This is a genomic window from Pseudomonas sp. TMB3-21, assembly GCF_054898145.1.
In genome coordinates this window covers 5,067,351-5,084,076 of the sequence record NZ_CM142718.1, presented here as the reverse complement: position 1 = coordinate 5,084,076, position 16,726 = coordinate 5,067,351, and the positions used below count along the sequence as shown (strand labels likewise).

Annotated in this window: 20 protein-coding genes and 2 pseudogenes; 9 read left to right on the top strand and 13 right to left on the bottom strand. The window is 58.2% G+C overall.

Annotated features, from left to right (window positions below; all coding sequences use genetic code 11):
• Positions 1-2: 2 nt before the first annotated feature.
• Positions 3-725: a glycerophosphodiester phosphodiesterase gene (locus tag ACYZTS_RS23185; protein ID WP_028621944.1), complete on the bottom strand. Its 723-nt coding sequence runs from the start codon at positions 723-725 to the stop codon at positions 3-5.
• Between the two features lie 15 nt (positions 726-740).
• Entirely contained in the window at positions 741-1,322 is a 582-nt protein-coding gene (locus ACYZTS_RS23180) for a PilZ domain-containing protein (protein WP_461992323.1), read from the bottom strand.
• Between the two features lie 94 nt (positions 1,323-1,416).
• Here ACYZTS_RS23180 and ACYZTS_RS23175 point away from each other — a divergent pair, with 94 nt between their 5' ends.
• From ACYZTS_RS23175 to ACYZTS_RS23165, 3 genes are all read left to right on the top strand, one after another.
• Complete coding sequence (locus tag ACYZTS_RS23175) at positions 1,417-2,667, top strand: lipoprotein-releasing ABC transporter permease subunit (RefSeq protein WP_461992321.1); 1,251 nt, start codon at positions 1,417-1,419, stop codon at positions 2,665-2,667.
• Between the two features lie 7 nt (positions 2,668-2,674).
• Positions 2,675-3,358, top strand: a complete 684-nt coding sequence (gene lolD, locus ACYZTS_RS23170) for a lipoprotein-releasing ABC transporter ATP-binding protein LolD (protein ID WP_461992319.1) — start codon at positions 2,675-2,677, stop codon at positions 3,356-3,358.
• A gap of 66 nt (positions 3,359-3,424) precedes the next feature.
• Complete coding sequence (locus ACYZTS_RS23165; RefSeq protein ID WP_461992317.1) at positions 3,425-4,669, top strand: lipoprotein-releasing ABC transporter permease subunit; 1,245 nt, start codon at positions 3,425-3,427, stop codon at positions 4,667-4,669.
• Between the two features lie 123 nt (positions 4,670-4,792).
• On the opposite strand, the gene ACYZTS_RS23160 is transcribed toward ACYZTS_RS23165, so the two are convergent.
• Positions 4,793-6,142, bottom strand: coding sequence for a heavy metal sensor histidine kinase (locus ACYZTS_RS23160; protein ID WP_461992315.1), 1,350 nt, complete (start codon positions 6,140-6,142; stop codon positions 4,793-4,795).
• Entirely contained in the window at positions 6,142-6,822 is a 681-nt protein-coding gene (locus ACYZTS_RS23155; protein ID WP_028622236.1) for a heavy metal response regulator transcription factor, read from the bottom strand. The genes ACYZTS_RS23160 and ACYZTS_RS23155 overlap by 1 nt, the downstream gene beginning before the upstream one ends.
• 154 nt (positions 6,823-6,976) lie before the next feature.
• Between ACYZTS_RS23155 and copI the strand changes: the two genes are divergently transcribed.
• Together copI and queF are read left to right on the top strand one after the other, a co-directional pair.
• Entirely contained in the window at positions 6,977-7,495 is a 519-nt protein-coding gene (gene copI / locus ACYZTS_RS23150; RefSeq protein ID WP_028622237.1) for a copper-resistant cuproprotein CopI, read from the top strand.
• 53 nt (positions 7,496-7,548) lie between these two features.
• A complete protein-coding gene (gene queF, locus ACYZTS_RS23145) occupies positions 7,549-8,379 on the top strand; it encodes an NADPH-dependent 7-cyano-7-deazaguanine reductase QueF (RefSeq protein WP_028622238.1) in 831 nt (276 codons plus the stop codon).
• Between the two features lie 73 nt (positions 8,380-8,452).
• On the opposite strand, the gene ACYZTS_RS23140 is transcribed toward queF, so the two are convergent.
• Both ACYZTS_RS23140 and ACYZTS_RS23135 read right to left on the bottom strand, forming a co-directional pair.
• Positions 8,453-8,716 carry a DUF4404 family protein gene (locus ACYZTS_RS23140; RefSeq protein WP_461992312.1) on the bottom strand — a complete coding sequence of 88 codons (264 nt, stop codon included), beginning with the start codon at positions 8,714-8,716 and terminating at the stop codon, positions 8,453-8,455.
• A gap of 110 nt (positions 8,717-8,826) precedes the next feature.
• Positions 8,827-9,447 (bottom strand): HAD family phosphatase, encoded by a 621-nt coding sequence (locus ACYZTS_RS23135; protein ID WP_461992310.1) that lies wholly within the window; start codon positions 9,445-9,447, stop codon positions 8,827-8,829.
• A 199-nt stretch (positions 9,448-9,646) separates the two neighbouring features.
• Here ACYZTS_RS23135 and ACYZTS_RS23130 point away from each other — a divergent pair, with 199 nt between their 5' ends.
• Positions 9,647-10,336: an MlaA family lipoprotein gene (locus tag ACYZTS_RS23130; protein WP_461992308.1), complete on the top strand. Its 690-nt coding sequence runs from the start codon at positions 9,647-9,649 to the stop codon at positions 10,334-10,336.
• A 60-nt stretch (positions 10,337-10,396) separates the two neighbouring features.
• Here the strand turns inward: ACYZTS_RS23130 and ACYZTS_RS23125 are convergent, their stop codons facing one another.
• Positions 10,397-10,696: a PilZ domain-containing protein gene (locus ACYZTS_RS23125; protein ID WP_461992306.1), complete on the bottom strand. Its 300-nt coding sequence runs from the start codon at positions 10,694-10,696 to the stop codon at positions 10,397-10,399.
• Positions 10,697-10,973: 277 nt separating this feature from the next.
• Here ACYZTS_RS23125 and rssB point away from each other — a divergent pair, with 277 nt between their 5' ends.
• On the top strand, positions 10,974-12,158 hold the full coding sequence (gene rssB / locus ACYZTS_RS23120; protein WP_028622243.1) for a two-component system response regulator RssB: 1,185 nt from the start codon (positions 10,974-10,976) through the stop codon (positions 12,156-12,158).
• The gene (gene rssC, locus ACYZTS_RS23115; protein WP_007935262.1) at positions 12,155-12,637 is read left to right on the top strand and encodes an anti-sigma factor antagonist RssC; all 483 of its coding nucleotides are present in this window, start codon (positions 12,155-12,157) and stop codon (positions 12,635-12,637) included. The genes rssB and rssC overlap by 4 nt, the downstream gene beginning before the upstream one ends.
• Before the next feature lie 162 nt (positions 12,638-12,799).
• Here the strand turns inward: rssC and tal are convergent, their stop codons facing one another.
• Positions 12,800-13,726: a transaldolase gene (gene tal / locus ACYZTS_RS23110; protein ID WP_028622244.1), complete on the bottom strand. Its 927-nt coding sequence runs from the start codon at positions 13,724-13,726 to the stop codon at positions 12,800-12,802.
• A gap of 203 nt (positions 13,727-13,929) precedes the next feature.
• Positions 13,930-14,940: a tRNA dihydrouridine(20/20a) synthase DusA gene (gene dusA, locus ACYZTS_RS23105; protein WP_461992304.1), complete on the bottom strand. Its 1,011-nt coding sequence runs from the start codon at positions 14,938-14,940 to the stop codon at positions 13,930-13,932.
• Positions 14,941-15,043: 103 nt separating this feature from the next.
• Between dusA and ACYZTS_RS23100 the strand changes: the two are divergent.
• Positions 15,044-15,169, top strand: a pseudogene (locus ACYZTS_RS23100) (site-specific integrase); the annotation flags it as partial.
• Between the two features lie 145 nt (positions 15,170-15,314).
• On the opposite strand, the gene ACYZTS_RS23095 reads toward ACYZTS_RS23100, so the two are convergent.
• From ACYZTS_RS23095 to ACYZTS_RS23080, 4 genes and pseudogenes are all read right to left on the bottom strand, one after another.
• On the bottom strand, positions 15,315-15,734 hold the full coding sequence (locus ACYZTS_RS23095; RefSeq protein ID WP_461992302.1) for a hypothetical protein: 420 nt from the start codon (positions 15,732-15,734) through the stop codon (positions 15,315-15,317).
• Positions 15,721-15,894 (bottom strand): annotated as a pseudogene (locus ACYZTS_RS23090) (polymorphic toxin type 44 domain-containing protein); the annotation flags it as partial. The pseudogene ACYZTS_RS23090 and the gene ACYZTS_RS23095, both read right to left, overlap by 14 nt.
• A gap of 102 nt (positions 15,895-15,996) precedes the next feature.
• On the bottom strand, positions 15,997-16,281 hold the full coding sequence (locus tag ACYZTS_RS23085) for a type II toxin-antitoxin system RelE/ParE family toxin (protein ID WP_461992300.1): 285 nt from the start codon (positions 16,279-16,281) through the stop codon (positions 15,997-15,999).
• The gene (locus ACYZTS_RS23080; protein WP_461992298.1) at positions 16,271-16,513 is read right to left on the bottom strand and encodes a CopG family ribbon-helix-helix protein; all 243 of its coding nucleotides are present in this window, start codon (positions 16,511-16,513) and stop codon (positions 16,271-16,273) included. The genes ACYZTS_RS23085 and ACYZTS_RS23080 overlap by 11 nt, the downstream gene beginning before the upstream one ends.
• Positions 16,514-16,726 lie beyond the last annotated feature (213 nt).

Genomic DNA, 16,726 nt, shown 5'->3' with positions numbered 1-16,726 from the left:
TTTCAGCAATTCTCGAGCGTGGCGCTGGCCAAACCGGGAAAGTCTGTAATCAGGCTGTCAACGCCGAAGTCGGCGAGTCTACGCATTAGCGCGGGCTCGTTGACTGTCCACACCGATACATGCAGCCCCTGACGCTGCGCCTTCTGCAGGCGTTCCGGGGTACACAGCGTCCAGTTCAACGCAAGAATTTCACAGCCGTAGCTTTGCGCGACTTTCAAGGGGTCGAGCCAGGCGTACTCGGCCACCAATCCGCGCGACACGTCCGGCACAAGGTCCAGTGCCGCCTTCAACACCTCCCGTGAACTCGAGGTGATGGTGATCTTGTCGAGCATGCCGAAGCGTTGAGCCATCTCACGAATCGCCAGCACGGTGGTCGCGGCGCGGGTGCGTGAAGCGCTTTTGACTTCCAGTTGCCAGTGCTCGAAGTCGCATTTTTCGAACAACTCTTCCAGCGTCGGGATCGGGCACGGTTTGATCCAGCCCGGGCCACCTTTGCGTGCGTCGTAGGTCACCAGGTCTTTTGCGGTGTGTTCGACGACCTTGCCACGGCGTTCGGTGGTGCGCTTGAGCGTCGGGTCATGAATGACCATCAACTCGTTATCCTTGGACAGGTGCAGGTCCAGTTCGCAACGGCGCACGCCGTGCTTGAGGCACTCCTGAAAGCTGGTCAGGGTATTTTCCGGTGCTTCGCCCTTGGCGCCGCGATGGCCATAGATGAGGGTCACGGGATCTTCCTTAATTTAAATGCCGGATTCGTTTTGTTCGCGGGCCAGACGTCTTTCCTGGGCCTGCTTCTGCAAAATATAACGGGCGAGCAACTGCCGCTGGGCATCGGTGGGGCGCTGGAACTCGGTGCCCACGTCATAACCGTCGCCCTTCGCATCGCAATGGGTAACACGTGCACGTAGCAACAGGCCGAGCGCTTGCGGCATCAACACCAGTTTCACCGAGAGGTGCGCGCCCGTAGCAATCGGCGTCGGGTACTGAAATTCGACGCCGCCTTCGGAAATGATCACCGGTTGCGGCTCGCCGATCTGGCCGAGCACGGTGATCGCGATGACCTGGCTGAGCAGGTCGATGCGTTTGTTCTGCGATTTCAGGAAAGCGGCGATGTTGCGATCGCGCTCACTGATCTGACGCAGCAGGTGTTGCGACTCAAATTCACTCAGATGCAATTCACTGAGCAGGTTGAAAAGTGGTGATGCATCCTGCAACACATCCTGGTCTGCAGCTTCGGGAGCGGACAGGGGCCGAATTTCCAGTGCGATCGAATCCTCGATACGGTAGTATTCGCGGCGATCTTCTTCATCTAATGTCGACATGGCGAACCCATGGTAGCGGCGGTGGTCTGAGTGTAAAGCTGGTTACCGACCCCCGCCACAAGGACGTTCCTTTTCCCTCCGAACAAGCCCCGACATGTTCAGACCTCTCTTCGTATTTATTGGCACGCGTTATACCCGTGCAAAGCGTCGCAATCATTTTGTGTCGTTCATTTCCCTGACTTCGATGATCGGACTCGCCCTCGGCGTGGTCGTGATGATCGTCGTTCTGTCGGTGATGAACGGCTTCGATCATGAGATGCGCACCCGCGTGCTGGGCATGGTGCCCCACGCGACCATCGAGTCCGGTGAACCGATCAACGACTGGCAGGGCCTCGCCGCCAGGGTCAAGCAGAACCCGCAGGTGACGGCCGTTGCGCCGTTCACGCAGATGCAGGGCTTGCTGACCAACAAAGGCAAGGTCTCCAAAGTGCTGCTTAATGCGATCGACCCTGCGCTGGAACGGCAGGTGTCGATCATTGACCAGTTCATGCTGCAGGGCAAACTAGACGACCTCGCGCCCGGCAGCTTCGGCATCGTGATCGGTGACAAAGCCGCCGCCAAGCTTGGCGCGGCAATCGGTGACAAGCTGACGTTCGTTGCACCGGAGGTCACTGTGACCCCGGCGGGCATGTTCCCGCGCATGAAACGCTTTACCGTCGTCGGCATTTTCCATGTCGGTGCCGGTGAAATCGACGGTTACCTGGGCGTCACCAACCTGCAGGATCTGGCCAGGCTGCACCGCTGGAAACCCGATCAGGTGCAGGGCATCCGCCTGAAGTTCGACGACCTGTTCCAGGCGCCACGCACTGCCTGGAACATCGCCCAGCAGCTCGGCGAAGACCGTTACTACGCTCGCGACTGGACCCGCACCCACGGCAATCTGTATCAGGCAATCCGCATGGAAAAAGCCATGATCGGTTTGCTCTTGCTACTGATTGTTGCGGTGGCCGCGTTCAACATCATCTCCACGCTGGTGATGGTGGTGAACGACAAGAAAGGTGACATCGCCATTCTGCGGACCCTTGGCGCCACGCCGGGTACGATCATGGCGACGTTCATGGTTCAGGGCACGGTCATTGGTGTCGTCGGCACGTTGATCGGCGCCGTGGTCGGGATCTTTGCCGCGATGAATGTCAGCGCCGCGATTTCGGCGCTTGAAGGCCTGATCGGGCACAAATTCCTCAACGCCGACGTGTACTTCATCGATTACCTGCCGTCGCAGGTGCAGAGCCAGGATGTGTTGATGGTCTGCGCCGCCGCGTTGGTTCTGAGTTTCCTCGCCACCCTGTATCCAGCCTGGCGTGCCGCGCGCACCCAGCCTGCGGAGGCGCTACGTTATGAGTGAGTCGGGCATGAGTGATAAAGCAATCTTGAGCTGCCGTAACCTGGGCAAATCCTATGAGGAAGGCCCGGAGTCGGTGGAAGTCCTGGCCGGTCTGCAACTTGAGTTGCATCCGGGTGAGCGTGTCGCGATTGTCGGCACCTCGGGCTCGGGCAAAAGTACCTTGCTGAACCTGCTTGGCGGTCTTGATACACCGTCGAAGGGCAGCGTCTGGCTGGCCGGCGAAGAACTGTCGGCACTCAACGAAAAAGCCCGCGGCCTGCTGCGTAACCGCTCGCTGGGTTTCGTTTACCAGTTTCACCATTTGCTGCCGGAATTCACCGCGCTGGAAAACGTCTGCATGCCTTTGCTGATCGGCAAGACGCCGATCCCTGAAGCGCGTCAGCGTGCGACAGCGTTGCTGGAGCGGGTAGGGTTGGGCCATCGCCTGGAGCATAAACCTTCGGAATTGTCCGGTGGCGAACGTCAGCGTGTGGCCATTGCCCGTGCGCTGGTGAACCAGCCAGGCCTGGTGATGCTCGATGAGCCGACCGGCAACCTCGATTCCCACACCGCGCAAGGCATTCAGGATCTGATGCTCGAACTCAGCACCTCGATGCGCACCGCGTTTCTGGTGGTGACTCACGACATGAATCTGGCTCGTCAGATGGATCGCGTCCTGCACCTGCAGGAAGGTTGCCTGACTCCAATCTGACCGACCGAAACCCGACAGCGCTGAAAAGTGCGTCGGGTCTTTTATTTTTATACGGTGCCCCAGCGAATGTTCAGACCGTTATCGATCTTTATCGGCACGCGCTATACCCGCGCCAAGCGCCGCAATCGCTTTGTTTCCTTCATATCGATGACCTCGATGATCGGCCTCGCCCTGGGTGTGTTGGCGATGATCGTGGTGTTGTCGGTGATGAATGGTTTTCAGCGCGAAATGAGCTCGCGCATTCTCGGCATGGTGCCGCACGCCACCATCGTCGGCGTCAATCCGATCGACGATTGGCAGCCGGTGGCCGCCGCCGCCATGAAAAACCCCGAAGTGACGGCCGCCGTGCCGTTCACCGAGATGGAAGGCATGCTGTCCTACAAAGGCGCGATGCAGCCGATTCAGGTCAGTGGCGTCGATCCGGCGCTTGAAGGCAAGGTCTCGATTGTTGCCAAGCACATTGTTCAGGGGCGTCTGGATGCCTTGCAACCTGGCGAGTTCGGCGTGGTGATTGGTGAGATTACCGCGCGGCGTTTCCGCCTCAATGTCGGCGACAAGATCACCCTGATCGTGCCGGAAGTCAGCACCGCACCGGGCGGTATCACCCCGCGCATGCAGCGGCTGAACGTCGTCGGCGTGTTTAAGGTGGGTGCCGAACTGGACGGCTCGATGGCGCTGATCCACCTCGCCGATGCCGCGCAGATGCAGCATTGGCAGCCCAATCAGGTGCAAAGCGTACGTCTGGCAGTCAAGGATTTGTACGCCGCGCCAAAGGTCTCCAGCGATATTGCCGGCGGACTGGGCACGGCGTACCGGGCTGACGACTGGACGCACACCCAGGGCAGCCTGTTCAGCGCAATGAAAATGGAAAAAACCATGATCGGCCTGCTGTTGCTGATGATCGTCGCGGTGGCGGCGTTCAATATCATCGCGACCCTGATCATGGTGGTGAACGAGAAGGGCGCAGACATCGCGATCCTGCGCACTATCGGCGCTACGCCACGGCAGATCATGGCGATCTTCATGGTCCAGGGCACCGTGATCGGCATCGTCGGCACCTTGCTCGGCGGCGTGCTGGGCGTGATCGCCGCGCTGAACGTCAGTGAGTTGGTCGGCTGGGTTGAGCGCGTCAGCGGCCAGCACATCTTCAGTTCCGACGTGTACTTCGTCAGCAACTTGCCATCGGAGCTGCAGGCTGGGGATGTGGTGTTGATCTGTTCGGCGGGCTTTGTGTTGAGCTTTCTGGCGACGCTGTATCCGGCGTGGCGAGCGGCGAAAATCGAACCGGCAACGGCATTGCGCTATTCGTAAGCCGTCAGACCGCTATCGCTGGCAAGCCAGCTCCCACAGGGATTTGTGTAGTCCACATATATGCGAACACACAAAACACTGTGGGAGCCGGGCTTGCCCGCGATGAGGCCAGACCTGCTGGCCTCAATCCCCCTTGGGCAATTCGATCTCGAATCGCGTCCAGCCCCGATCCGATTCACACCGGATCTGCCCGCCATGGGCACGCACGATCGACTGCGTAATCGCCAATCCCAACCCTGCATGCTCGCTGCTGCCTTCCTGTCGTGCTGGATCGGCGCGGTAAAATCGATCAAACAAACGCGGCAATAATTCCGCCGATATCACTTTCCCGGTATTTTCGATTATCAGGCTCAAGCCTGTAGATCGATCAATTATCCGCACCCGAACCTCGCCATTTTCAGGGGCAAACCGCAAGGCATTGTCCAGCAGATTGGAAAGTGCTCGCCGCAACATATTACGGTCGCCCAGCAACTGCCCACTGCCATCACGGTTAAGCGTCACTCGGGCGTCTTCGGCCAGCGGCGCAAAAAACTCCAGCAACACATCCACTTCCTCCGCCAGGTCCAGCAATTCACGCTTGGGCGCCAGCAACCCGTGGTCCGCCTTGGCCAGGTACAGCATGTCGTTCACCAGCTGTGCCATCCACTGCAATTCCTCAAGGTTGCTGTGCAGGGCCTCGCGGTAATCTTCGATCGGCCGTGGGCGGGTGAGGGTGACCTGGGTATGGGTCAGCAGGTTCGACAGCGGCGTGCGCAGTTCATGGGCGATGTCGGCGGAGAATGCCGAAAGACGCTGAAAAGAGTCGTCGAGGCGTTCGAGCATGGCGTTGAAGTGGTGGGCCATTTCCGCCAGCTCCGGGGGCATGTTCGCTTCCGGCAAGCGAGCATTCAACGATTGAGCCGATACGCCGCTGGCGACCGCACCCATGCGGCGCAATGGGCGTAAACCACTGCGCGCGGCCCAGGCGCCGAGCAGCGCGGTGGCCAGTGCCGACAAACCGACGGTCAGCCAGATGAGGCGCTGCATGCGCTGCAGGAAGTGCTGGTGATGGGTGATGTCGAGCAATAATGTCAGTTGCGGCGAGCCAGGCTTTTCTGGAAATAGCGGTGCGTTCAGGACGCGATAGTCGGTGCCGGCATCGCTTACCGTCGACAGCCCGGGCTTCTGCGGCAACTGCTCGGGCAAGCGTGTTGAGCTATCATACCAACGTTGACCGTCGCTACCGGTGATGCGCAGCGACAGATCAGCCTGGCGGCTCAATTCATCCGCCAGCCTGACCTCGCTTTCGCTCGATTGAAGGTCGTGCAGCGCCCGGCGCAGGCCAATCAGTTTGCCATCCAGCAGTTGCTGGTCCAGCTCGACGAAATGCGCCTCGCTGGCGTGGCTGAACAACAGTCCGGCGAACAACGACACCACGGCCGTGCAGGCGGCAAACAGCAACGCCAGGCGGCTGCCAAGGGAAAGTTTACGCATCAGAGGAGGCGCTCTTCGAGCACGTAGCCCATGCCGCGCACGGTGTGGATCAACTTGTTGGGGAAATCATCATCGACCTTGAGGCGCAGGCGCCGGATCGCGACCTCGATCACGTTGGTGTCGCTGTCGAAATTCATGTCCCAGACTTGTGATGCGATCAGCGACTTGGGCAGGACTTCGCCCTGGCGCCGCAGCAGCATCTCCAGCAGAGCGAACTCCTTGGCGGTAAGGTCGATGCGCTGACCACTGCGCTCGACGCGGCGGCGGATCAGGTCTAGACGCAGATCGGCCAGTTGCAGGCTGGTTTCCTGGTGTGTAGCGCTCCCGCGCCGCAGCAGGCTGCGCACTCGAGCCAGCAATTCGGAAAAGGCAAAAGGCTTGACCAGGTAATCATCGGCGCCCAACTCGAGGCCGTGCACCCTGTCCTCCACGGCGTCGCGGGCCGTCAGAAAAAGTACCGGTGTGTCGAGCCCTGCGCTGCGCACCGCTTGCAGAATCTGCCAGCCGTCGCGGCCCGGCAGCATCACATCGAGAATCAACAGCGCGTAGTCACCGCTCAGTGCCAATTGTTGCCCGGCGTTGCCATCGGCCACCAGCTCGGCATTGAAGCCGGCCTCGGCCAGGCCTTGACGCAAATAATGGCCGGTTTTCGGTTGGTCTTCGACAATCAGCAGTTTCATGGGCAGCTCGAGGCAAATGGAACGGACGCTTTATACCGTGGGTGGCTTCGCGACAGGCCAACCTGACAAAGTTGTAATCTGCCCGTCAGGTTATGGGCAGTCTTGGCAGTTTAGAGTTTTCACACGCTGAACCCTATCTTGTTGGAGTACGACTATGTTTTTGCGCAAACCTCTGCTGCTGGCCGCGTGGTTGTTGGCACTGAGCTCGCCGACTTGGGCTTCGCCAGCGCACACCTTTGACTTTGGTCAGCCGGCCGCGGCCGCGAAAGCGACTCGCACTGTGGACGTGGTGATGGGCGACATTTCGTTCGCTCCGAAGGCGATCAAGATCAAGGCCGGTGAGACAGTTCGTTTCGTGCTGGTGAATAAAGGCCAGTTGCTGCACGAATTCAACCTCGGCGATGCGGCGATGCATGCGCGGCACCAGCAGGAAATGCTCAAGATGCAGCAAAGCGGCATGCTCACGCCTACGGGCATGAAGGAAATGGACCACGGGTCCATGGACCATGGCATGAAGCATGATGACCCTAACAGCGTGCTGATCGAGCCGGGCAAAACCGCCGAGCTGACCTGGACCTTCACCAAAGCCACCGGGCTTGAGTTTGCTTGCAATATTCCTGGCCACTACCAGGCGGGCATGGTCGGCAAGTTGGCCATAGGCGCTGGTCAGTGAAACGCGGCGGCGATCTTGCTAGAATCGGCTGATTCTTCAGTCAGGTTTCCGCCATGCATCCCGCAGCCGAACACTCGCCGCTGGGCAAATCCAGTGAATACATTGCCACGTACACGCCGTCCCTGCTGTTCCCGATTCCGCGCACCGCAAAGTGGGCCGAGCTTGGTCTGACGGCTGAAACTCTGCCATACACCGGGGTGGACTTCTGGAACTGCTTCGAGCTTTCCTGGCTGCTGCCATCCGGCAAGCCGGTGGTGGCGATCGGTGAGTTCACTATTCCGGCGGATTCGCCGAACATCATCGAATCCAAGTCGTTCAAGCTGTACCTGAACTCGTTGAATCAAACCCCGTTCGCCGACACCGCCAGCCTCGAAGCGACGCTGGCCAAGGACTTGTCGGCCGCCGCCGGTAAAACCGTGGGCGTACGCATTCGCAGTCTGAATGAAGTGGCGGCGGAAGGCGTCGTTGCGTTGCCGGGCGTGTGCATCGACGACCTCGACATCAGCGTCAGCAACTACGAGCAGCCGCGCCCCGAATTGCTGCGTTGCGATGATTCGCGCATCGTTGAAGAGAGCGTGCACAGCCATTTGCTCAAATCCAACTGCCCGGTGACCAGTCAGCCGGACTGGGGCAGCGTGGCGGTGGAGTATCGCGGTGCGGCGCTGGATCACGCCAGTCTGCTGGAATACATCGTGAGCTTCCGCCAGCACTCCGACTTCCATGAGCAGTGCGTGGAGCGGATTTTCCTCGACCTGCAACGCCTGCTGAAACCCGAGAAACTGACGGTGTATGCGCGTTACGTGCGGCGTGGCGGGTTGGACATCAACCCCTATCGAAGCACTGAAGAGTTGCAGTTGCCGAACCATCGTCTGGTCCGCCAGTAACGCCGTCGGTTGCAAATCGCAGGCAGCAAAAAGCCCCGCTATCGCTAGCGGGGCTTTTTTGCATGCGGAGGACTCAGATCCCCATATTTCCCAACGTTTGTACAATGTTGCGCAGGGTACCGGCGAGGGTAGGGTGTTCCAGTTCGAAACGCTCGACAGCCAGGTTCACGTTGTCGGCGAGGTTGGTGTCCTGGGTTTTGGTTTCCAGCTCGATCTCGGCGTCAATCTGCGCCATCAAGTCGCGCAGGTTCTCGCGCTCGGCTTCGGTGAGCGGTGAATTCTGTTCCAATTGCTCGCGCAGAGTATTGAGTTGTTCTTGCAGTTCGCGGGCAGGCATGGCGTTCTTCCTTTTAATCGATAGGCACTGGCATAGACCGCAGCAGCGCGTCAAAGGTCTATGGCTGAGCTTTAGATTAATCCACTCGTGCCCAATCTGCATGATCCCTGTCAGGGCTTTTCGCCTTTGAACCGACGCAGGCTGATATCGGCCAGGCAATTGTCGAGTTCACCGAGATGATCGATCACTGAGTGCACGCCCAAAGCGAACAGATCCATCGTCGCCTTGCCGCGTTTCATTTCACGCTCCTGCGGCGACAGTGCCTGCCATTCGTTCGGCGTCAGCCCGCAGAGGGAACCGTAGGAGGCCAGGCCAATTGTCCATAGCCCGGCGTTCAACCCGGATTGCAGCAGTTGCGGTTCACCGCTGACCAGCACGCAGCCGTCCAGGCGTTCAACGCCCAGGTTCATCAGCGCCTGCCAACAGGCATGCGGAGCGGGCCACGGATTGACCGTCGCGGGGTGTTGCGATGGCTTGATCCAGGTGGGCAAGTCGGCAGCGAGCGAATGACTTAGCTCAAGAGCGTGCTCATCCAGCCAGGCGCAGGGGATTTGTTGAAGCTGCAAGCTGCGCAGGCTCTCTAGTGCGCCCGGGGTGACGTTGGCATTTTCGGCAGAGTGTTCGCGGTGCAGGCGCGTGCGAGCGCCGAAATCCACCAGGCAACCCGTGAGGCCAAACAAAACGGCAGTCAGGCTGGGTGCTGCGAGAGGCGAGGCTTCGACGCGCGGCATATCAACTTCCCTGAAAATAAGCACAAGGCTAGGCGGCGTTGGTGACAGTTGGATGACAAGGATGTGAATCGCTTCGTTTGGACGAATCATCGGTAGGCCAGCGCGTACATAAGTGCCTAAAGCGACTTTTCCGTCTTATACTAGCCACCTTAACGCCCGGGCCAAGTGCCCCGGCCAGTACAATCCAAGGAGTTCTTCTATGCGCTGGAGCAATCATCTAGCTCGGCTTTCTGTGTGCGCCAGTGTGCTGCTGGTTCCGTTCGCTGCTCAGGCAGCGACGGAAGATGACCCTTGGGAAGGCTTCAACCGCCCGATCTTCAAATTCAACGATGTGCTCGACACCTATGCGCTGAAACCTCTGGCGCAGGGTTATCAGTTCGTGACCCCGCAGTTTCTTGAAGATGGCATTCATAACATGTACCGCAACGTCGGTGATGTCACCAACCTTGCCAACAACATCATGCAAGCCAAGCCAACAGCCGCTGGCGTCGACACGGCCCGCCTGATCTTCAATACCACCTTTGGCCTGCTGGGTTTCTTTGATGTCGGCACCCAGATGGGGCTGAACCGCAGCGACGAAGACTTCGGTCAGACGCTGGGCTATTGGGGTGTAGGAAGCGGCCCTTATGTTGTGCTGCCACTGCTGGGCCCGAGCACACTGCGTGATACACCGGCCAAATACGTCGACGGCTACACCAGTCCTTACCGTTACATCAACGACGTGCCGGTCCGTAACTCGATCTTCGGCCTGAATATCGTCGATACCCGCGCGAGCCTGTTGTCGGCGGAGAAGCTGATCAGCGGCGACAAGTACATCTTCGTACGCAACGCCTATCTGCAGAATCGCGAATTCAAGGTCAAGGACGGTCAGGTAGAAGACGATTTCTGATCTCGATCGTTGAACGCAAGAAGGCGGCCTCAGGGCCGCCTTCTGCTTTTGTGAAACTGCCTATTTCATCTTCAGGATTGTAAGGCCGAGTTTCTGACTGCCACCGTCCTGGTCCTTGACCCACACCACTTTGGTGTCGGCTTCGAGGCCTTTCAACGCCGCGTGATCGGATTCGATGCGCACGTTGATGCGGTCGCCGACCTTGAACGATTGTGGTGCCTCAACTTGCATCCCGCTGCTGGAAAGGTCGATGCAGACGGCTGCAATCTCGTCCCCCTCATGAATCAGCGCCACATCCGCATCAATCTGCATGCGGATGAAATCACGCTTTTCGCTGTAGTCCCGATCGCTTTGAGGCATGGGCTTCATCCTTCCATTGGGTTACGGTTTTGACAGTTCTTATAACTCTCGGTCATTTGACAAGTAAAGACGTCAAGCGACGATCGGCGTGAGCTTGAAACGCCCCGCGGATGGGAGTACCGTCTGCGCCTTAGAAGGGCACCTCTAAGTGGATCTGTGAACCGGGCAAATGCTCGAAAGCAGTGCGTTAGAGAGGCTAGAAAGCGAATCCAGTAGTCTGTGCCGGGTGAATTACCCAGCCCGCTACGCCAACCTAATTCTGGCGCCGTTTGCCCACATGCCAAAAACCAGTGCCACGCTGCTGATAATCGATGATGACGAAGTAGTGCGCGCGAGCCTCGCCGCCTATTTGGACGACAGTGGTTTCAGTGTCTTGCAGGCCAGCAATGGCCAGCAGGGTCTTCAGGTATTCGAGCAGGACAAGCCCGACCTGGTCATCTGCGATCTGCGTATGCCGCAGATGGGCGGACTCGAACTTATCCGTCAGGTCACTGAGCTTTCGCCACAGACCCCGGTCATCGTCGTGTCCGGCGCAGGCGTGATGAATGATGCGGTCGAAGCCTTGCGCCTTGGCGCTGCCGATTACCTGATCAAGCCGCTCGAGGACTTGGCGGTGCTCGAGCACTCTGTGCGCCGGGCGCTGGATCGTGCGCGTCTTTTACTGGAAAACCAGCGTTACCGCGAGAAGCTGGAAAAGGCCAACCGCGAACTCGAAGCCAGTCTGAACCTGCTGCAGGAAGACCAGAATGCCGGTCGCCAGGTGCAGATGAACATGCTCCCGATCAGCCCGTGGAGCATCGACGAGTTCCAGTTTGCTCACCAGATCATCCCGTCGTTGTACCTGTCAGGGGATTTCGTCGACTATTTCCGCGTCGACGAACGCCGGGTTGCGTTTTATCTGGCGGATGTCTCCGGCCACGGTGCCTCTTCAGCATTTGTCACCGTACTGCTGAAATTCATGACCACGCGTTTGTTGTTCGAATCCAAACGCAGCGGCACGTTGCCGGAATTCAAGCCTTCGGAAGTCCTCGGCCATATCAACCGGGGCCTGATCAGTTGTAAGCTGGGTAAACACGTCACAATGGTCGGTGGAGTCATCGACGAGGAGACAGGTTTGTTGACCTATAGCATCGGTGGTCATTTACCGTTGCCTGTGTTGTACACGCCAGACAGTGTTCGGTACCTGGAAGGCCGCGGTCTGCCGGTCGGTCTCTTCAAAGAGGCGACCTATGAAGACCACGTGCTCGAACTGCCGCCTGCGTTCAGCCTGACGCTGATGTCGGACGGCATTCTGGATCTCTTGCCAGAACCTACACTCAAAGAGAAGGAAGCGGCGTTGCCCCAACGGGTCAAGGCTGCGGGCGGCACCCTGGATGGGTTGCGTCGGGTTTTTGGATTGGCCACGCTGGGGGAGATGCCGGATGATATCGCCCTGTTGGTGTTGAGCAGGAATCTTCAATGAGTACCGGTAGAATCCAGTTCGCCGAGCAGGACGGCACTTTCGTCCTGAAGTTCGTCGGTGAAGTTCGCCTGACCCTGTGTTCGGCCTTGGATGCGACTATCGAGCGGATCTTCACGGCGTTGAACTTCAACGCAATCGTGATCGACCTGACCGAAACCCGCAGCATCGACAGCACCACCCTTGGCCTGCTGGCCAAACTGTCGATTTTGTCGCGGCAAAAGGTCGGCCTGCTGCCGACCGTGGTCACCACCCATGAAGACATCACCCGTCTGCTGCAGTCGATGGGCTTCGAGCAGGTGTTCAACATCGTCGATCGTCCGATCCCGTGCCCTGAATGCCTGACAGACCTGCCGGATCAGGATCAGTCGGAAGAGGTGGTGCGGATCAAGGTGCTGGAAGCTCACAAGATCCTCATGGGCCTGAACGACTCCAATCGTGAAGCGTTTCATGACCTGGTGAATGCGCTGGAGCGGCACTGATCTTGAGTTGACGCAATTTTCCCTGTGGGAGCCGGCTTGCTGGCGATGGCGTATCGAACATCACCACCTGTTCAAGCCAGTGCCCTGTAGTACTCATATCCAAACAAAAAAAAAGGGCGAACCCACCAGGGTTCGCCCTTTTTGCATTACCGGTGAATCAAATCACAGCTTGGCCTGCAACAGCGCCTCAAGCTTCTCTTGATCGCGAGCAAACTGACGAATGCCCTCAGCCAGTTTCTCGGTCGCCATCGCATCTTCGTTGGACAACCAACGGAACTGCGCTTCGTTCAGGCTCAAACGCGCTTCACCGGCATGGCCCGGTGTCAACTTGCGCTCCAGCTTGCCAGTGTCCGCTGCCAGTTTGTCGATCAGGTCCGGACTGATGGTCAAACGGTCGCAACCGGCCAACTGCTCGATCTGGTTCAGGTTGCGGAAGCTCGCACCCATGACAACGGTCTTGTAGTCATTGGCCTTGTAATAGTTGTAGATGCGCGTCACCGACTGCACGCCCGGATCATCCGAACCGGTGTAGTCGTTGCCGTTGGCCTTTTTGTACCAATCGTAGATCCGGCCCACGAATGGCGAGATCAGGAACACGCCCGCATCGGCACACGCTGCTGCCTGAGCAAACGAGAACAGCAGGGTGAGGTTGGTCTGGATGCCTTCTTTTTCCAGAATCTCGGCAGCACGGATACCTTCCCAGGTAGAAGCGATCTTGATCAGCACGCGGTCACGGCCGATGCCGGCCTTGTCGTACAGCTCGATCAGACGGTGCGCGCGCTTCAATACGGCGTCAGTGTCGAACGACAGGCGCGCATCCACTTCGGTGGAAATGCGCCCAGGAATCACTTTCAGGATTTCTTGCCCGACCGCGACACCAAAACGGTCGCTGGCCAGGCCCACATCACCTTTGCAGTCGCTGACGCAAGCGTCGAGCAGCTCGGCGTAACCGGTGATGGCCGCCGCTTTGAGCAGCAGGGAAGGGTTGGTGGTGGCGTCTACAGGTTTGACGCGAGCGATCGCTTCGAAGTCGCCGGTGTCGGCAACCACGGTGGTCATTTGCTTGAGTTGTTCCAGCTTGGAAGTCATGGGCGTGCTCTGTCCTATGGGTCTGTTGACATTACCCGAGCGCTTGCAGCCACTCAAGGGCGTGTACGTGTATCGATGGCCCCGTTGGCAACAGCCCTGGAAAGGCTGTTTGAAAGGCGGGGCGCGGTATCGATTGTTCGATGCTCAAAGACGCCACAGGTTCAACCGGGGTAACCGCCCGGCGAGCGATCACCGAAAATGCATCAACGTCCTTCGAGCAATGTCGCGGCCTGATCGAGCAACGCCAGTGGCTCTTTGGATTTGTGAATATCCACCGACAACAACTGGCGAAATTTTCGCGCCCCCGGAAACCCGGTCCCCAGCCCCAACACATGCCGGGTGATGTGATGCATCGAACCGCCGTCGTCAATATGCGCGGCTATGTAGGGTCGCAACTGCGCCAGTGCTTCGGCCCTGCTGATGACCGGCGCCGTGCTGCCGAACAGCTGCTGATCCACCTCGGCCATGATGTAAGGATTATGATAAGCCTCGCGCCCCAACATCACGCCGTCGAATATCTGCAGGTGCTCATGACAGTCTTCCAGCGTCTTGATCCCTCCGTTAAGGATGATTTCCAGGTCGGGAAAGTCAGCCTTCAATTGCGCCGCGACGTCGTAACGCAGAGGCGGAATGTCTCGATTTTCCTTCGGTGATAACCCCTCCAGAATCGCAATCCGCGCATGCACGGTAAAACTGGTGCAACCCGCCTCGCGAACCGTGCCGACGAAATCACACAGCTCGGCATAACTGTCGCGCCCGTTGATGCCGATGCGATGCTTCACCGTCACCGGAATCGACACCGCATCGCGCATCGCCTTCACGCAATCGGCCACCAACTGCGGATGCCCCATCAGCACTGCGCCGATCATGTTGTTCTGCACCCGATCACTCGGGCACCCGACATTCAGATTCACCTCGTCGTAGCCGTGCTCCTGCGCCATTCGCGCGCAGGCAGCCAGATCCAGCGGCACACTGCCACCAAGCTGCAGCGCGAGCGGGTGCTCGGCCTCGTTATGCCGCAGGAAACGCTCGTGGTCGCCATTGAGCAGCGCGCCGGTGGTGATCATTTCGGTGTAGAGCAGGGCGTGTTTGGAGAGCAGGCGCAGGAAGAAGCGGCAGTGACGGTCGGTCCAGTCCATCATCGGGGCGACGCTGAAGCGACGGGACAGTGCGGTGCTTGATCCTGCTGGGCTAAAGCTCTGTTTATCTAACATTTTCTTCAACGTGTTCTGGACGGTATTTCGGGCGTTTTCAGGCGTTTTTGAAAGCTCGGTGGTACGAAGTACCACTTCAAAACTGACGCGTACCACTTTCAATATGGCGAATATCAGGGCAAGAAAACTGGCGGATGGGACTGTGAGCTACACCGCTCAGATCCGCATCAAGCGCGACGGAGTGCAAGTCTACCAAGAGTGCCAGACCTTCGCCCGGAAACAGGCGGCGTTTAGCGTTTTCCGTAGAGTCAATGCCCGATATCAGTAGTGATGGGTTGGGAGTGATGGCTCACCCCGTATCCACACTCTATTTCTCATACAGGTTCGAATCAGGAGTGTCACCATTATTGTGCACGGTTGAGCGCAACTGACTCTCAGGGCCTAAAAGGATCCGGTTCGCCCGCGCATTGTTCCAAGCGCCCAATCACGTCAGGTCCCGTTTTGGCGACGTCGATTCTGCCAGTTGCATCCAGATAGATGTCTATCGTGCGCCCCCATTTGGGCTTGATATCGATGCACCTTTGAAAGCCTGCATCAGTCCACCAATTGAACATCATGAAGAAGTCCTGATCTGGAAATATGTAGCTGAACTCAACAGCCGAGCCTCCGTGCTTGATGTCTCCTCGGTGAATTCTGTCTTGAGTGTTCCAGACGTATTGAAACTCTTCCTTGCTGTCGGGAGAAAAATTTACGGCTACCACCGGAGAGGCGAAGTACCAAAATGCCAAAGGCCCGACTACAAGGAGCAAGAGTAACCAACGACCGTACCGGACTTTAGGCTTATTTGCAGACATGCGGTCGAACCCCTTTTCCCCATGCTTTGACGGGTACAGCGAGCACTTCGTCCATAACCCTCTTGGCTGTGATGCCTCCGTTAGGATGTTGTTGGTAGAGTTTCACGCCAATGCTAATTGAGATCCTGTCAGGCGCGTCATCCCACGCTCTGAGACCATCGAAAGACATCATGCACAGGTCAGAGCGATTCGCTGGTGATGAGTCAGCGAGGCGAGGTAGTTTATTAGTAGTGGACGCGCGCAATGGGGTCGCTCTGTATGGTTACCACTGGCTGCGAGGGCGTTGCCGCGTGTGAAATATGCCGAGGATTTGAAGCCGGTCACCTTCTACCCGATACGTTATTAGGTAAGACCAATTGGGCACTGCCCACTCTCGCGTCTGTCTGACTCGCCCTTCACGGCCCATGGCGGGAAACTGGGCTAGTTTATCCACGCTTGCAAAAATAGCCTCCGAGAAGTCGTCTGCAGCCTTGGGGTTTTCAAGAGCAATGTAGTTGGCCTCGTCCTCCAGGTTCCTGAGTGCTTGTTCCAGCCACTCAACCCGCATTCCGACTCCAGCGCCGGGCACGCATCGCCGCCACTTGGTCATCGCTGGCGAAATTGCCTCGATCGGCTTCCATTACGGCTTGTTCAATCTGAGCGGTCAGCGCTTTCTCGTGCTCGATGTAGTCGCGAAGAATGTCCATAGCCAAGTAGCTGGCGCTCTGGCCGTTTGTCTTGGCCAGATCGGCGAGAGAATTCGACAGGTCTTCTGGCAAGTTCAGGGATATCCCGGTCATGGCAGCCTCGATGTGTGACGTTTGTCGAGCATCTTACACCGTCGAGAGTCTGCTTGAACCAACACGCCGTCACTGCTTCCATGCCAAATATGTCATCCCGGACAAGCCCAAGCATCAACACCAACCACCCCGTCCCAACAGCGCCAATCTCCCCACCCACCTATCCGATATCTCCTACAAAATTTGACCGCAACGCCTCCACAACGTTAACTG

Bases quoted from the DNA above. Each gene is read 5' to 3' on its own strand.
- tal (WP_028622244.1), bottom strand. From the start codon at position 13,726: ATGACTTCCAAGCTGGAACAACTCAAGCAAATGACCACCGTGGTTGCC.
- ACYZTS_RS23160 (WP_461992315.1), bottom strand. From the start codon at position 6,142: ATGCGTAAACTTTCCCTTGGCAGCCGCCTGGCGTTGCTGTTTGCCGCC.
- ACYZTS_RS23180 (WP_461992323.1), bottom strand. From the start codon at position 1,322: ATGTCGACATTAGATGAAGAAGATCGCCGCGAATACTACCGTATCGAG.
- ACYZTS_RS23165 (WP_461992317.1), top strand. From the start codon at position 3,425: ATGTTCAGACCGTTATCGATCTTTATCGGCACGCGCTATACCCGCGCC.
- copI (WP_028622237.1), top strand. From the start codon at position 6,977: ATGTTTTTGCGCAAACCTCTGCTGCTGGCCGCGTGGTTGTTGGCACTG.
- ACYZTS_RS23140 (WP_461992312.1), bottom strand. From the start codon at position 8,716: ATGCCTGCCCGCGAACTGCAAGAACAACTCAATACTCTGCGCGAGCAA.
- queF (WP_028622238.1), top strand. From the start codon at position 7,549: ATGCATCCCGCAGCCGAACACTCGCCGCTGGGCAAATCCAGTGAATAC.
- lolD (WP_461992319.1), top strand. From the start codon at position 2,675: ATGAGTGATAAAGCAATCTTGAGCTGCCGTAACCTGGGCAAATCCTAT.
- ACYZTS_RS23135 (WP_461992310.1), bottom strand. From the start codon at position 9,447: ATGCCGCGCGTCGAAGCCTCGCCTCTCGCAGCACCCAGCCTGACTGCC.
- rssB (WP_028622243.1), top strand. From the start codon at position 10,974: ATGCCAAAAACCAGTGCCACGCTGCTGATAATCGATGATGACGAAGTA.
- ACYZTS_RS23125 (WP_461992306.1), bottom strand. From the start codon at position 10,696: ATGCCTCAAAGCGATCGGGACTACAGCGAAAAGCGTGATTTCATCCGC.
- dusA (WP_461992304.1), bottom strand. From the start codon at position 14,940: ATGTTAGATAAACAGAGCTTTAGCCCAGCAGGATCAAGCACCGCACTG.
- ACYZTS_RS23080 (WP_461992298.1), bottom strand. From the start codon at position 16,513: ATGACCGGGATATCCCTGAACTTGCCAGAAGACCTGTCGAATTCTCTC.
- ACYZTS_RS23130 (WP_461992308.1), top strand. From the start codon at position 9,647: ATGCGCTGGAGCAATCATCTAGCTCGGCTTTCTGTGTGCGCCAGTGTG.
- rssC (WP_007935262.1), top strand. From the start codon at position 12,155: ATGAGTACCGGTAGAATCCAGTTCGCCGAGCAGGACGGCACTTTCGTC.
- ACYZTS_RS23085 (WP_461992300.1), bottom strand. From the start codon at position 16,281: ATGCGGGTTGAGTGGCTGGAACAAGCACTCAGGAACCTGGAGGACGAG.
- ACYZTS_RS23155 (WP_028622236.1), bottom strand. From the start codon at position 6,822: ATGAAACTGCTGATTGTCGAAGACCAACCGAAAACCGGCCATTATTTG.
- ACYZTS_RS23095 (WP_461992302.1), bottom strand. From the start codon at position 15,734: ATGTCTGCAAATAAGCCTAAAGTCCGGTACGGTCGTTGGTTACTCTTG.
- ACYZTS_RS23175 (WP_461992321.1), top strand. From the start codon at position 1,417: ATGTTCAGACCTCTCTTCGTATTTATTGGCACGCGTTATACCCGTGCA.